Below are 13581 nucleotides of genomic sequence, written 5' to 3'. Positions count from 1 at the left end.
TTAGTGAACGACAGCGGCGGCCGGTCACCACTCGGCGACGCTGCCGTCTTCGTGACGCCACACGGGGTTGTGCCAGTTGACCGGGCGCTCGGCCTGCTTTCGGATGTACTGTTCGTCCATCTGTATTCCAAGCCCGGGTTCGTCAGGAACCGCAACGTAGCCGTCTTCGTACTCGAACGCACTCTTGTCTTCGAGATAGTCCAGCACGTCGTTCCGTTGGTTGTAGTGGATGTTGAGGCTCTGTTCTTGGATGAGCGCGTTGGGAGAACAGGTGTCCACTTGGAGGCACGAGGCGAGCGCAATCGGCCCGAGCGGACAGTGTGGTGCGAGTGCGACGTCGTACGCCTCGGCCATCGCTGCGATTTTTTTGACTTCGGTAATACCACCCGCGTGGCTGAGGTCTGGCTGAACCAGATCGACCGCGCCGTTCTCGAACACCTGCTTGAAATCCCAGCGCGAGTACATTCGCTCGCCCGTCGCAATCGGAATCGTCGTGTGGTGTGCGATTTCCGGGAGCACGTCGTTGTGTTCGGGGAGAACGGGCTCTTCGATGAACATCGGCTCGTACGGTTCGAGCGCCTTCGCCAGCCGCTTCGCCATGGGCTTCGAGACGCGCCCGTGGAAGTCGACGCCGATGTCGATTTCGGGGCCAACGGCTTCCCTGACCTCTTCGAGTCGATTGACCGCTGCTTGGACCGACGCGGGCGTGTCAATCCGTTCGAGTTCCGCCGTGGCGTTCATCTTCACGGCGGTCAGCCCCGCCTCGACTTTCAGTTCGGCCTGTTCTGCGACCTCTGAGGGGCGGTCCCCGCCAATCCACTGATAGACGCGCATTCGGTCTCGCGTCGCCCCCCCGAGCAGTTCGTGGACCGGTGCTCCGAAGCGCTTCCCTTTGATATCCCACAGCGCCTGGTCGATACCCGCAATCGCGCTCATCAACACCGGACCGCCGCGATAGAACCCGCCCCGGTACATCGCTTGCCAGTGGTCTTCTATTGCCGCGGGGTCCGTTCCAAGGACGTAGTTGTCCATCAGCTCCTCGACGGCGGCCCTGACGCTGTGGGCGCGCCCCTCCACGACTGGTTCGCCCCAGCCGACGACGCCGTCGGTCGTCTCCAACTTGAGAAACAGCCATCGCGGTGGCACCTCGAACAGTTCATACTCTGTAATCTTACTCATGGGGTTCGATACGTATTCGTTGGGGTGTCCCTCGAAAAAATCTTTCTCTCGGACTGTGACGCCGGTGCCCGCCTTCGAACCCTCGATATTATAACTACTCGTCCATGATGTGCAACTCGTATGTCGTTAGAAGCGTTCCTCGATGATTTCGAGCGCCGTAACTGGCAGCGTGTTTCCGACGGGACGGTCCGCATCGCAGTCATCGGGCTCGGGTGGTGGACCGTCGACCAAGCGATTCCAGCTATCGGCGCGTCCGAGTTGTGCGAGACGACCGTCACCGTCAGCAGTACCTCGGAGAAAGCGAAACGGGTTGCGGCCGGCGTCGAAACGGCGACACACGGTCTCTCGTACGACGAGTTCCACGCCGGCGAAGCCGCCGACGCCTACGACGCGGTGTACATCTGCTCGCCCAATGCGCTTCATCTCCCGTATGCGCGAACGGCCGCCGAGTTGGGAAAGGCCGTCCTCTGCGAGAAACCGATCGAAGCCAGTAGTGAACGCGGGCAGCAGATGGTCGATGCGTGTGACGAGGCGGGCGTTCCGCTTATCGTCGGCTACCGCATGCACACCGAACCCGCGATTCGACGCGCGCGAAAGTTGATTCGCGACGGCGTCATCGGCGACCCGGTCCACGCGATCGGGACGAACTCGCAAGCGATGCTCGAACTGATTTCCGACCCGAATCAATGGCGGCTCGACCCCGAACTGGCGGGGCCGGGGGCGACCGTCACGGACATCGGCATCTATCCGCTCAACACCTGCCGGTTCCTGCTCGATTCCGATCCGGTTGCCGCGCAGGCGTTCATGCAATCTTCTCACGACGCGTTCGACCAGGTACCCGACGAGCACAGCTCGTTCATGGTGGAGTTCGACGACGGAACGTACTTGGCCGCGACCGCCAGTCAAAACGCCCAAGCGACGACGAGCCTCCGAATCGTCGGGACCAACGGCGAGATTCTCGTCGAGCCTGCCTTCCACATGGAAACCGAAATCCGAGTGACGCGCGACGACGTTTCGGTCACGCTCGACACGCCGCAGGTCAATCAGATGACCGAGTTGTTCGACTACGCCGCAGACCGCATCTTGACCGACGCACCGATCGGTCCCGACGGCGAACACGGCGTCCTCGATATGCGACTCATCGAGGCCGTCTACGACGCAGGCGAGTCCGGCCGTGTGGTCACGCTCGACTGAGCCGTCGGCTCGACGGGTCGAGATGGTATCGAGGGACGGGGCGACCACCGCGTTTAAACCGTTCGTCCGAGAGGAGCTAGTATGAGCCACCACCCAGCACGCCGCATTCGGGAGACCGGCCTCATCGCCATCATCCGTGGAACCGACGCCGACACGGCGATCGAAACCGTCGAAGCGCTCACGCGCGGCGGCGTCTCGACCGTCGAGATAACCGCGAACACGGACGGCGTCCTCGGCATGCTCCGCGACGTGTCCGCGTCGTTCACGGCGGACGAGGTCACCATCGGCGCGGGAACCGTCCTCGACGGCGAGACAGCTCGCGCGGCGCTGCTCGCGGGTGCGGAGTACTTGGTCACGCCGACGTTCGACGAGGGGGTCATCCGGACCGGTAACAGGTACGGTGCCCCTTCGATGGTCGGCATCGCGTCACCGACGGAGGCGGTCAACGCCTACGAGGCCGGTGCCGAGATGGTGAAGGTGTTCCCGGCCGGAACGCTCGGCCCCGAGTTCGTCTCCGCGCTAGGCGGTCCGCTCGGACACATCCCGACGGTTCCGACGGGTGGCGTGGCCCTCGATACCGTCGACGAGTTCTTCGACGCCGGAGCGACTGCCGTCGGTGTCGGCAGCGCAATCGTAGACAACGACGCCGTCTCGCGCGGCGATTTCGCGACCATCGAGACCAACGCGCGTTCCTTCGTCGAAGCGGTTGAACGCGCACGCCGCGACTGACGCACACCCACCGCTCGGAAGTTCGGGGCTCCCGTCTCAGCGCGGTCCGCGCGGCGAACCGAAACGTTCAGCGAAAGTGGTCGTTATCGGTCGATTCCGGCGTCGCCTCCGCGGAGGACGCGTTCGACTTCGTCAGGCGTCACGACCGCGAGGTCGCCGTGAACTGTCCGTTTGAGCGCGGCGGTCGCCGCGCCGTAGGCGAGCGCTGTTTCGACTGGTTCGTCCGCGATGAGCCGCGACAGGAACGCGCCGACAAAGGCGTCGCCGGTCCCGATGGCATCGACCGTGTCCGTCTCGAAGACCGGTTGCTCGTACACCGTTCCGCCGTGTCGGGCGAGTGCACCGTCTTCCCCGCGAGTGACCACGACCGTCTCGAAATCGAAATCGCCGGCCAACTCCGATGCGAGTGTCGGCGCGTCGCCGTCGAGTTCCAGAACAGCGCGGATGTCTCGTTCTGCGGCGACGAGGACGTCGACCTTTGGAAAGAGCGATTCGCACGCGTCGCGTGCGTCGGACGGCGACCAGAGCTTCGACCGGTAGTTGAGGTCGAACGCGGTCGTCGTCCCCGCTTCGGTCGCCGTTTGCAGAAGCTCGCCGGTCGTCTCCCGAAGCGTCTCGGAGAGCGCCGGCGTGATGCCGCTGGTGTAGAACGCCGCCGCGTCTTCCACGATGTCGACAGCGAGTTCGTCCGGTCGCGCGGTCGTGACTGCCGCATCGGCGCGGTCGTATATCACGTTCGTCGGACGCGGCGCGCGCCCCTGTTCGATGTAGTACGCGCCTTGGCGAGCGTCGTCGTCCCAGCGGACGTACGGCTCGACGCCGTGTGTTCGGAGTTCCGTGGTAACGCGTCGACCGAGCGGCGAGTCTGGAAGCTTCGAGAGCCACGCGGCGGAGCAGCCGAGACGGGAGGCGGCGACCGCGACGTTGCTTTCCGCACCGGCGGTCCGGAATTCGAGGGACCGGGCGGTCTCGATTCGCTCGCCCGCCGGCGGGCTCAGCCGAATCATCGTCTCGCCGAACGTGACGAGTTCAGCCGTCATCGACGCCCCTCGGCGGCTTGCGACCGGGTCTCGCGTTCGATAGCGGAGGCGTTCACGCCGACAGTTAAGCCGTTCATGTGTTCGCACGACTGTCTCTCACGGTGGTACATAACTGCGGGCGGTGGGGCCGAAATTTGTGACGGCACCCCCGTACGGGAGGACCCGAGTAGTGGATATCAATCGGTGCTCAGACACCGGAAAGAACTATATCTCACTACGTTGATCATTGTGTATGACAGTTGGTGTCTGCTATTTCCCGGAGCACTGGTCGCGAGAGCGCTGGGAGACCGATATCAGTCAGATGGCCGAGGCTGGAATCGAATACGTTCGAATGGGGGAGTTCGCGTGGCGACGAATCGAACCGGAGCGAGGGACGTTCGATTTCGCGTGGTTAGACGAGACCGTCGAACTCATCGGGAAGTCCGGTATGAAAGCGGTTCTGTGCACGCCGACAGCGACGCCGCCGAAATGGCTCGTCGACGAACATCCCGACGTTCGACAGCGAGAGCAAGACCGTACGCCGCGTGAGTGGGGGAGCCGTCGGTTCACCTGTTTCAACTCACCCACCTACCGTTCCGAGACCGAACGCATCGTTAGCGTGCTGACCGACCGATACGCCGACAACCCCCACGTCGCCGGGTGGCAGACTGACAACGAATTCGGCTGTCACGAGACGGTTACCTGCTACTGCGAGGACTGTGGCGAGGCATTTAGCGAATGGCTCGCCGATCGCTATGAGAGCGTTGCCGACCTCAACGACGCGTGGGGAACGACGTTTTGGAGCCAGCAGTACGACGATTTCGAGAGCATCGACCCCCCAAAACCGACACCGGCCGCCAACCACCCTTCGCGGGTACTCGCCTACGAACGGTTTAGTAACGACAGCGTGGCCGAGTACAACCGCCTGCACGCAGCCCTCATCCGCGAAGCAAACGACGAGTGGTTCGTCACGCACAACTTCATGGGTGGTTTTTCACTCGACGCCTTTCGCCTCGCCGCCGACCTCGATTTCCTCTCGTGGGACTCCTATCCGACGGGGTTCGTGCAGGACCGACAGCCGGACACGCCGACAGTCGACGAATTACGAGCGGGGAACCCCGACCAAGTGAGCATGAACCACGACCTCCAGCGCGGCGCGAAAGGAAAGCCGTTCTGGGTGATGGAGCAACAGCCGGGAGACATCAACTGGCCGCCGCAGTCGCCGCAACCGGCCGACGGGGCGATGCGCCTGTGGGCTCACCACGCCGTCGCCCACGGCGCGGACGCCGTCGTCTACTTCCGCTGGCGTCGCTGTCGTCAAGGGCAAGAACAGTACCACGCCGGGCTTCGGCGGCAGGACGGCTCTCCGGACCGCGGGTACCGCGAAGCATCGACCGCCGCCGACGAACTGTTCGACTTGGATTCGGTCGATGCGTCAGTCGCGCTCGTCCACGACTACGAGAGCCTGTGGGCGACGCGTTCGCAACCTCTCTCGCCCGACTGGGACTACTGGAACCACTTACGGACGTACTACGATGCGCTTCGCGCCCGCGGCGTGCAGGTCGACATCGTCTCGCCGGAAGCGACTCTCGAACGGTACGACGCGGTCGTCGCACCGACTTTGTATCTCGTCGCCGACGAACTGTCGACCGCGCTGACCGACTACGTCGATTCGGGTGGCTGTCTCCTCCTCGGTGCTCGAACGGGGGAGAAAGACCCGTACAACCGGCTTCACGAGTCGCTCGCGCCGGGACCACTCACCGCTCTCACCGGCGCGCAGGTGGCGCGTCACGAAACGCTTCCCGACCACGTCGAGACGCGACTCTCCTACGACGGTGCGACGTACGAGTTCCGAACGTGGGCTTCGTGGCTGGCCCCCGAAGTCGGAGTTCCACGAGGCGAGTACCGGACGGGTGAAGCAGCCGGAAACACCGCAATCGTGCGGAACGCCGCCGGAGACGGGAGCGTGACGTACTGTGGCTGCTGGCCGGGGGACGACCTTGCCGACGCACTCGTGACAGAGTTACTGGACGCCGCCGGCGTCGAGTACACTGAGCGATTCCCGGACGGCGTGCGCGTGATGGAGCGCGACGGCTATACGTGGGCGCTTAACTTCACGAGCGACCCGGTGACGTTGACCGTCCCCGATTCCACCGGGTTCCTGCTCGGTGAGTCCACCGTCGACGCGTTCGATACCGCGGTACTCGACGGATCCATCCGAGGTGTCGGACTCGCGTCCGAGTGAGTCGGCACGGGACCACTCGCCAACGCGGCTCTCGCCCGGCGTGTTCTCGAACGCCGAAGAGAATAACGGCCGGACCGTGCCCCGATGAGGCACCGACCGGACGCTGGTTCGCCGTCACGGCGCGTTGAACGTCCACTTCTGGTTGTCGCCGCCGACTTCGGTGTACTGGGGTGTTGATTCCTCGCGTGTACACACGCGGAAGCGCGTCACAACTGCGTCTGTGGGGCGTTGAGGGTGTCCGTCTTCGTCTTGAGGGCCGTCCCGGACTGCACGTCGAAGAGGTAGGCCGCCTCGTCTCGGAAGCTAATTCCGACGCGGTCGCCGGTCTCGGGGCGAATCGACGCGTCGGTTCGGGCGACAATCTCTTCTTGCTAAACCACGGTGATTTGCTGTTCGACGACAACGACGCGCTCCACGTGTACACCGTCGTCGACGGGCAACTCTACGCCGGGGTTGGCGACAGCATCCTCGGGGTGGACCGACTGGACGCTCTACTGTCTCCACGAGGGCCCGTTCTGTGGAGTGGACGGTCGAAAACACGATAGATATCGGTGGGAACACGAGAGGGTCCTGTCGATACCACTCGAACGGCCCCGCGAGAACGGCACGGCGTTCGCACTCCAGGAGTACTCGATTGTGGGACCGAACGACCCGTCTGCACCCTCACTGTCGGTGTCTGACGAGTCGTCGTCGAGTGTCGAACTGTCGTGGACCGAGGCGCGAGGCGCGGAGAGTTACACGCTCCATCGGCGGCCACCCGACGGTGATTTCGAGGTCGTCGCGGACGAAATCGCGGAAAATTCGTTTTACACCCAGTACACCGACGCCGGCGTGAGTTCGGGCAGTGACTACGAGTACAGACTCACGGCCGTCAATAGCGTCGGCAAGACCGACTCGACCATCGTTCGGGTCACGACCGGTGGTTCGTCGAACGCGACGATGGACTAGTCATGTAGATTGTTCACTGTGGGCTAACACTTCGGTGTCGATACCGCCAGCGGGTTTCAAACGGCTCGGTCGTGTGACCGCGATCGGGTCGTTGGACCCGCGGATAGACTGATTCGGCCCATCACGGGGCGAGATAGCGGACTGGCCGGACGGAAGCCCAGCGTCGCTGTAAGATGCTACGCAGCCGGGGTCACAATCTCATCCGCAGTGCGTGAGCTACCTCCGCATTCGGATAGTATGCAAAGCGAATCTGGGCTACTCTGTCGTGCTTCCGTGGCACAGTGTGTTACAAAGGGAGCTTTGTAATATCTGGTTCGTCTGTCAGTCTATCACTCCTCGCGGTTCGACAGGAGGCCGACCCGCCGAACGGTGAATGAGTTTGCGCTCATCGAGAACGATTCTCTTCGAAACCTCCCGTCATTCTAGTTCTTCCCTTCCGGTGATTGCTATAATTCTACAATATACTCTGCGAGGCCCAATGAGGTCACACGACGTTGGGATGGTATCCAGAAGGAGGGCGCACGTACTATAACAACACATTTTGAGATATTTCGGCTACTATATGTTCTATATCCAACATACATGTAGTGCAATCTGATTAACTAAACTTGATAACGGTCAGACGATATCAATACAAGCTACTCGCGATGTACTAGTTTGAACGAATCATCTGTCTGCTCACTGCTGAACCACTCTGAGCCGTCTAGTGTTGTTTTATTTATAAAATATAGGTTGATTGTGATGTGGTCTCGGAAGCTAGAGTATTGTACTATCTGTACAAATACCTCGAATATTCACGTGACTTCCCTTTCGAGGAACCCGACGAAGCCGAACTGCGCTATGACTCCCTCTCAGCTAGAACGGAAACCGTCTCTTCTCGTCGATACTGAGACGGAGCCGGTAATCGAGTGCGTTCCAGTCGTCACCCGTCGCGTATCGTGACGCTTTGCGCTCGAACCGATCGACGACGTATTGCGTCCCCGAACCCGAGAGGTCGTCGCCGTGGAGTTCGTATCGCCTGCTGACGCTCTCACCGGCATCGAGCGGCCGGGTTATCGGCGTCCCGTCAAGCGATAGTGACGACCCGCCGCGACCGACTTCGACGCGGGTGCTAGCCTCGTACGACGGGGAGAACAGCGTCGTCTTCCACGTGTCTTCGCCGGGCGTCAGCGAGGGTGCGAGTGCGAGCACACCGAACGGCCAGACGCCGTAGCTCCGGATTCGAATCGGGTCGTCGGCCGTGTTCTCCAGCGAGAGCGTGAGCGCCGCAGGATGTTCGATCGTCGCGTCAGCGACCGCGAGGTCCACTGACAGCGAGAGCCCTTCCAGAGGCGTCTCCACAGCCGTGTCGGCGATTCGATACTCGGTGTCACCCAGACACCCGGAGAGACCGGCGACCGACAGTGTGCTCGCAGTCACGAACGTCCGACGCTTCATCGCCGGTCACCTCCGTCGTCGGCACGGGCGTCGGTGAGTTCGACGAACACGTCTTCCATCGTCGCGTCGTTGGGTGATGCAGTCCGTGCTCGGAGGTCGTCGAGCGTTCCCTCGGCGACCAACTGTCCCCCGTGGAGGACGCCGATCCGGTCACAGACGAGTTCGACCTGCCCGAGAACGTGACTGGAGAAGAAGACGGTCGCACCACGCTCGTTCTCCTCGCGGACGATTTCCCGGACGCGTCGGACGCCGTGGGGGTCGACCCCGCTGAACGGCTCGTCCAAGATGAGCAGGTCCGGGTCGCCGACGAGCGCCATCGCGAGCGCCAACCGTTGTTCCATTCCACTGGAGAAGTCACCCACCTCGTCGTCGACGGCATCACCGAGTCCGACGCGTTCGAGGCGGTTCTCCGGGTCGTCGCCGGCCCGCTTCGTCTCTGCGACGAGGGCGACGTGCTGACGTGCGGAACGGTCCTCGTAGAGGCCGAATCGGTCCGGAAGCACCCCTACGCGGTCGTGAACCGCCACGACATCGCGTCGTGGGTCGTGGCCGAGGACGCGAACCGTTCCCGAAGTCGGTCGGAGATAATCGAGCAACAGACCGATCGTCGTCGATTTCCCAGCGCCGTTCGGGCCGAGAAATCCGTACGTTTCGCCGCGCTCGACCACGAGGTCGAGGCTGTCGACGGCGCGAACGTCGCCGTACTTCTTGGTCACCGTTTTGAGTTCGATTGCGGGCTCTGTCGAGTTCATAGCGCGTCACCCCGGGTGAACGCACGTCGGGCGAGGGCCACTGGCACTACCGCCCAGACGAGTAGGACGACCAGACTCAATGCGGGATGGAGGTACCACGGGACACCGCCGTCGAACGCCGCTTCGACGACGAAGGCGTTCACCGAAACCCCCGGTTCGAGTTTGGTGTAGACGATGTGGAATAGCTCCGTCGAGTTGCCGACGCCGAGAAACCAGTTCGTCAGGACGTTGTACGCGCCGTCGGGGGTCAGTCTGAGCGCGAGAAATAGCGGTCCGCTCGCCGGCGCGTCGTATGGGTCGACCGGGACGCCGGTGACGGCAGTATAGAGCGACGTGACGATCCGACTCCAGAACACCGTCGCGAGGAAGTACGCGAACACTCCCGTCGCAGCGGTCACGGTCCGCCGGGCGACCGTCGAGACGAAGACGCCGATTGCGACCATCACTCCGGCGAATAACAGCGTCGCGACGAGCGTCCCGAGGAAGGGAAGCAGCGCGAACGTGCCGTGTTCGATGAGGCCGATAGCGGCGAGAACGAGCGTCGCCGCGACGGCCGCCGTCCCGACGCCCACGAACCGGCCACCCGTCTTCCCGAGGAGAATCTGCGTCCGCGTCAGCGGCAACCCGAGGAGGAACTTGATACTGCCCGTGGTTCGTTCATCGATGAGCGACTGATACGACAGGAGGAGGGCACCGATAGGGAGGAACAGATCGACGCCGATCTGGACGTACCCGATAGTGATGTTTCGCCCGACCGCGTCCCACCCGGCGTATGTCGGTCGGAACCCCCAGAGGACGACAAGGAGCGCGAGTATCCACGCCCCCTTGGAGGTGAGCACTGTCCGGTATTCGCTGCGTGCAAGCGGGGACCACCGCATGACTGGAGAGACGCGAAGCCGTCACAAAAATCCTGTTCGTTCGACGTATCGGACCCCGGCTCCGAAGCGGAATAAGATTTTTACTTCTTTGAACACGTTTTGCCGCCGTGTCCCCCCGCAACGACGACCCTCCGAGAAACCCATCTGAACGAACAGCACGCAGCCACATGGTCGCTGCGTTCAAACATCTCGTCGCCGCGCTTTCGGTGTTGTACGCCGTGTTCAGCGCAGTCGTAACCACCTATCCATCGGTTGAACGGATTTGGGCGGGAACCGTCGGACGACACCGAACGACTTCGCTTATCGCAGTTCTATCGGCACCGATAACCGCGAGTGTTGTCGGTCTCCTGATTTGGAGTACGTATGGGTATCGCCACGTCGAGCACGCCGTCATCGGTGACACCCACAGTCTCAGTCAGTGGGTTGCAGGTCTCTGGAGCACCACTGGACCCACCGCTGTCGCCCTCCTCGGGTTGAGTACGCTCGTGGCGCTCGCGACAATCTTCTCGACGAAAAACTCGGGGTTGGTGCCGACGATAGCTCTCGTGATGGGCCCCATCTTCGGGATTGGTCTCTCCAGATACGGACTGCCGATTGCGCACTTCTCACCGAGTAACCTTCATCGGCTTTTCGGCACGACGGCGATGCACTTCGAGACAGTCGGTGCCGTCGAGACGCTCGGAACTGCGCTGTTCCTCGCACTACTCTGGGGTATCCCCATCGGAATCCTTGGATTCGCCCTCGGCACTCTAGCCCGACGAATCGGCCGCCTCTTCCGCCCCAACGATGGACAGTCTGGGGTCCCGGGGGCGTGAAACGAGCTGAACGATTCACGGCCAGTGTATCTCTTACTCAGTAGGCGATAGCGAATGCTCACGGACGCCGATGCGGGGTCGGGAACGTCCCCGAGAGTGACCTCTCCAATGAGCCGTCTCATTGACGGAATTCACGTCGAGACCGTTCACCTTCTTCGTCGGTGGCGTTCTCCGGCTCTCGAAACAACGGCACTGTGACTTATTTTCCGAGTCAGAAAACCAGCGTCGGCGGTTATACCATCGGGCCTCGTTTTCTCATCCATGGGAGTCCTCCAAGCCCTCCGACGGACACCGGGTGCGCTCAAGCGTGCTCCGGGTCTGTTGGTCCCACAACTGATCGTGTTCGCGCTGCTAGTCCCCCAGCTGCTGTTGCAGTCGTCGTATCCGCTCGTCTCGACGTTCTACTCGCTGGGTATCTCCGCGGTTTTCCTCCTCGTGACGCCCTTCATCCAGGGCGGCATGTTCGGGATGGCCGACGAGGCCCTGACCACCCGTAGCTCGCTGTCCCGTTTCGTCGCCGACGGGAAGGCCAACTATCTCTCGTTGCTGATCGCCTACGTCCTCTTGCTCGTCGTCAACGGCGTCATCGGTGCGGTCGGTGTCGCGGCCGGCTTCGGGGCGTTCCTGACGCACGGCTCTATCGGGACGGCGTTTATCGGTTTGGCGGCCATTGCGGGACTCCTGTATCTCGTCGTGGCGTTCTTCGTCCAGTTCTACGGCCAGGCCATCGTCATCGACGGTGCGTCCGCAATCGACTCGTTCAAGCGGAGCTATCGCGTGGTCCGAGGGAACCTTCTGGCGACGGTCGGGTACATGCTTCTCGCACTGGTCATCGGCGCGCTTTCCGGTGGTGTCTACGCCGGCGTCTCGCTCGTGGCTAGCGCCGACGCCGCCTCGGCGGCCGGTCTGCCGACGCTCTCGACGCCCCTTCTCGTCGTCGTGGGTCTCCTCGCGGCGGTCATCGGTAGTGTCGTGTCGGCGTTCCTGCTCACGTTCTCCGTCGCCGTCTACGACGAACTGACCGGGTGAACTACGGCGCAGTACGCAGTCGTTCGTTTGCCCGCAAACACTCTGCCCCGTCCGGTGGGTCAGATTACTAATCTTCCCAGCGGAATCGGTTTCGACGGGGTTCTTCTCTCGAACGCGCGAACTGCCCACTGTCTATTGCGACGAACGCACTTCGTCCGTGTCCTGCGACGCCATCAGTTCATGGACGGTGTTCGCTCCCTTCGTTTCCTTTCTACCGGCGGCTACCGTTGCGATTGTGTTCGTTCCGTTGACCGTGGTCGTCTGGCTCTCTTATCGAGGGCGGCGTGACGCGACTGCGGAGCAGTACGAGCGTTCAAGCGACGACCCGACGGCAAGGTGAGTCCTCTCCCGTCCTTCTGATTCCAGCGGATTGTCGCTTCGAACGAGCGGTCGACGTGAACGACGAACCCCCGTTACTGACTGATGTCTCCTCATCGGAGAACTGAGACAACTCCCTCAAGAGAGACGTTTCCGGTCTGTCGGACGACCTCCGGGCGCTATCACCTGTCGATGGATACAACGACGCCACAGTTCCGGGATGACGGCACTATCGAGCGGAACTCGAAGCGATAGCAGTGGTTCAGGGTCGGCTATAAAGCGAATAGAGGATACAGACCAGTCCGACGACTTCGATGAGTCTGTTCAGTATGGGGACGTAGTACGTGTACACAACCGGGCCGAACCCGAGCGCGGTTCCGGCCGATGCGACCGTCAACGATATCACGAACGGCACGGCCGTGAGGAGGACCAGTCCAACCGCGAGCCACAGCATCGGCTGGCTTCGATTGCGTCGGTATCCGCGGTAGGCTTGAAAAACGATGGCAAGGCTGAGAACCAACGCCAGTAGCGTCACCGCCAGCAACACGAGGTAGTTCACGTACAGGTCCATGCTGGGTTGAACCATCTCAGATTCCCTCCCAGAGGTCGGTGAAGCGGTCGGCCGGGTCTTCGGCCCGGCCCGTGTCGAGACTCACTGAGATGTCTCCCTCGTCCACTTCGACGGTAAGACTGTCGAGTCGCGCCTCGAAGACGCTGTAATGGTGGCCGCTTTCACCGATTTCGGTCTGTTCTGCGAGTAAGTCACAGTCGATGAGCCGCTCCGTGCGCCGGTATATCGTGGGTAGGGAGGCATCACATCGATCGCTCAAGGTTTTGGCGGACATCGGTTCGATGCTCGTCTGAGCGAGGATCGCACGCGCGTACTCGTCATCGAGGAGCGCGAAGATTTCCTCGGCGGAGGGCTCCTCACTCACGTCGAACACTTCAGGGCGGAGCAATTAATACCCTCTACTCTTTTTCCAGGCCAGAAAGTCGACGGCCCCACTTTAGCGTCTCGCTGCCATCGTCCCACGTGCC

At 62.2% G+C, this 13581-nt stretch carries 13 protein-coding genes; 6 read left to right on the top strand and 7 right to left on the bottom strand.

From position 1 onward, the window contains the following. Window positions 1-24 precede the first annotated feature (24 nt). Window positions 25-1179 carry a galactonate dehydratase gene (gene dgoD / locus E4P24_RS15860; protein ID WP_004064557.1) on the bottom strand — a complete coding sequence of 385 codons (1155 nt, stop codon included), beginning with the start codon at window positions 1177-1179 and terminating at the stop codon, window positions 25-27. Between the two features lie 120 nt (window positions 1180-1299). Here dgoD and gfo6 point away from each other — a divergent pair, with 120 nt between their 5' ends. After that, window positions 1300-2373, top strand: a complete 1074-nt coding sequence (gene gfo6 / locus E4P24_RS15855) for a D-xylose 1-dehydrogenase Gfo6 (protein WP_115891621.1) — start codon at window positions 1300-1302, stop codon at window positions 2371-2373. Between the two features lie 81 nt (window positions 2374-2454). Continuing rightward, window positions 2455-3102 carry a bifunctional 4-hydroxy-2-oxoglutarate aldolase/2-dehydro-3-deoxy-phosphogluconate aldolase gene (locus E4P24_RS15850; protein ID WP_004064554.1) on the top strand — a complete coding sequence of 216 codons (648 nt, stop codon included), beginning with the start codon at window positions 2455-2457 and terminating at the stop codon, window positions 3100-3102. Window positions 3103-3185: 83 nt separating this feature from the next. On the opposite strand, the gene kdgK2 is transcribed toward E4P24_RS15850, so the two are convergent. After that, a complete protein-coding gene (kdgK2, locus tag E4P24_RS15845; protein ID WP_115803867.1) occupies window positions 3186-4142 on the bottom strand; it encodes a 2-dehydro-3-deoxygalactonokinase KdgK2 in 957 nt (318 codons plus the stop codon). Between the two features lie 232 nt (window positions 4143-4374). Between kdgK2 and E4P24_RS15840 the strand changes: the two genes are divergently transcribed. Both E4P24_RS15840 and E4P24_RS15835 read left to right on the top strand, forming a co-directional pair. Further along, window positions 4375-6366 (top strand): beta-galactosidase, encoded by a 1992-nt coding sequence (locus tag E4P24_RS15840; RefSeq protein ID WP_188148755.1) that lies wholly within the window; start codon window positions 4375-4377, stop codon window positions 6364-6366. 672 nt (window positions 6367-7038) lie between these two features. Then, window positions 7039-7314 (top strand): fibronectin type III domain-containing protein, encoded by a 276-nt coding sequence (locus E4P24_RS15835; protein WP_004043239.1) that lies wholly within the window; start codon window positions 7039-7041, stop codon window positions 7312-7314. An 855-nt stretch (window positions 7315-8169) separates the two neighbouring features. Here E4P24_RS15835 and E4P24_RS15830 read toward each other — a convergent pair. From E4P24_RS15830 to E4P24_RS15820, 3 genes are read right to left on the bottom strand one after another with little or no spacing between them, the layout of a single operon-like run. Next, the gene (locus E4P24_RS15830) at window positions 8170-8751 is read right to left on the bottom strand and encodes a hypothetical protein (RefSeq protein WP_004043238.1); all 582 of its coding nucleotides are present in this window, start codon (window positions 8749-8751) and stop codon (window positions 8170-8172) included. Beyond that, entirely contained in the window at window positions 8748-9503 is a 756-nt protein-coding gene (locus tag E4P24_RS15825) for an ABC transporter ATP-binding protein (protein ID WP_188148754.1), read from the bottom strand. Before E4P24_RS15825 ends, E4P24_RS15830 begins: the two co-directional genes overlap by 4 nt. Beyond that, window positions 9500-10381 carry an ABC transporter permease gene (locus E4P24_RS15820; protein WP_013035087.1) on the bottom strand — a complete coding sequence of 294 codons (882 nt, stop codon included), beginning with the start codon at window positions 10379-10381 and terminating at the stop codon, window positions 9500-9502. Before E4P24_RS15820 ends, E4P24_RS15825 begins: the two co-directional genes overlap by 4 nt. A 107-nt stretch (window positions 10382-10488) precedes the next feature. On the opposite strand from E4P24_RS15820, the gene E4P24_RS15815 reads away from it, so the two are divergent. Both E4P24_RS15815 and E4P24_RS15810 read left to right on the top strand, forming a co-directional pair. Continuing rightward, window positions 10489-11196 carry a hypothetical protein gene (locus E4P24_RS15815; protein WP_233506110.1) on the top strand — a complete coding sequence of 236 codons (708 nt, stop codon included), beginning with the start codon at window positions 10489-10491 and terminating at the stop codon, window positions 11194-11196. Window positions 11197-11517: 321 nt separating this feature from the next. Beyond that, window positions 11518-12225, top strand: a complete 708-nt coding sequence (locus E4P24_RS15810) for a hypothetical protein (protein ID WP_006600926.1) — start codon at window positions 11518-11520, stop codon at window positions 12223-12225. A 580-nt stretch (window positions 12226-12805) separates the two neighbouring features. Here E4P24_RS15810 and E4P24_RS15805 read toward each other — a convergent pair. Together E4P24_RS15805 and E4P24_RS15800 are read right to left on the bottom strand one after the other, a co-directional pair. Beyond that, window positions 12806-13129: a hypothetical protein gene (locus E4P24_RS15805; protein ID WP_004064542.1), complete on the bottom strand. Its 324-nt coding sequence runs from the start codon at window positions 13127-13129 to the stop codon at window positions 12806-12808. A gap of 1 nt (window position 13130) precedes the next feature. After that, window positions 13131-13487, bottom strand: a complete 357-nt coding sequence (locus tag E4P24_RS15800; RefSeq protein WP_004064541.1) for a helix-turn-helix domain-containing protein — start codon at window positions 13485-13487, stop codon at window positions 13131-13133. Between the last annotated feature and the right edge of the window lie 94 nt (window positions 13488-13581).

Source organism: Haloferax sp. AS1 (genome assembly GCF_014530665.1).
GTDB lineage: Archaea > Halobacteriota > Halobacteria > Halobacteriales > Haloferacaceae > Haloferax > Haloferax volcanii.
Note: the sequence above shows the minus strand (reverse complement) of the source record. Positions and strands in the feature narration are given on the sequence as shown.

What these genes read in the sequence shown, in the direction of transcription:
- E4P24_RS15830 (WP_004043238.1), bottom strand. Translation starts at nt 8,751, where the DNA reads ATGAAGCGTCGGACGTTCGTGACTGCGAGCACACTGTCGGTCGCCGGT.
- E4P24_RS15805 (WP_004064542.1), bottom strand. Translation starts at nt 13,129, where the DNA reads ATGGTTCAACCCAGCATGGACCTGTACGTGAACTACCTCGTGTTGCTG.
- gfo6 (WP_115891621.1), top strand. Translation starts at nt 1,300, where the DNA reads ATGTCGTTAGAAGCGTTCCTCGATGATTTCGAGCGCCGTAACTGGCAG.
- E4P24_RS15850 (WP_004064554.1), top strand. Translation starts at nt 2,455, where the DNA reads ATGAGCCACCACCCAGCACGCCGCATTCGGGAGACCGGCCTCATCGCC.
- dgoD (WP_004064557.1), bottom strand. Translation starts at nt 1,179, where the DNA reads ATGAGTAAGATTACAGAGTATGAACTGTTCGAGGTGCCACCGCGATGG.
- E4P24_RS15825 (WP_188148754.1), bottom strand. Translation starts at nt 9,503, where the DNA reads ATGAACTCGACAGAGCCCGCAATCGAACTCAAAACGGTGACCAAGAAG.
- E4P24_RS15820 (WP_013035087.1), bottom strand. Translation starts at nt 10,381, where the DNA reads ATGCGGTGGTCCCCGCTTGCACGCAGCGAATACCGGACAGTGCTCACC.
- kdgK2 (WP_115803867.1), bottom strand. Translation starts at nt 4,142, where the DNA reads ATGACGGCTGAACTCGTCACGTTCGGCGAGACGATGATTCGGCTGAGC.
- E4P24_RS15840 (WP_188148755.1), top strand. Translation starts at nt 4,375, where the DNA reads ATGACAGTTGGTGTCTGCTATTTCCCGGAGCACTGGTCGCGAGAGCGC.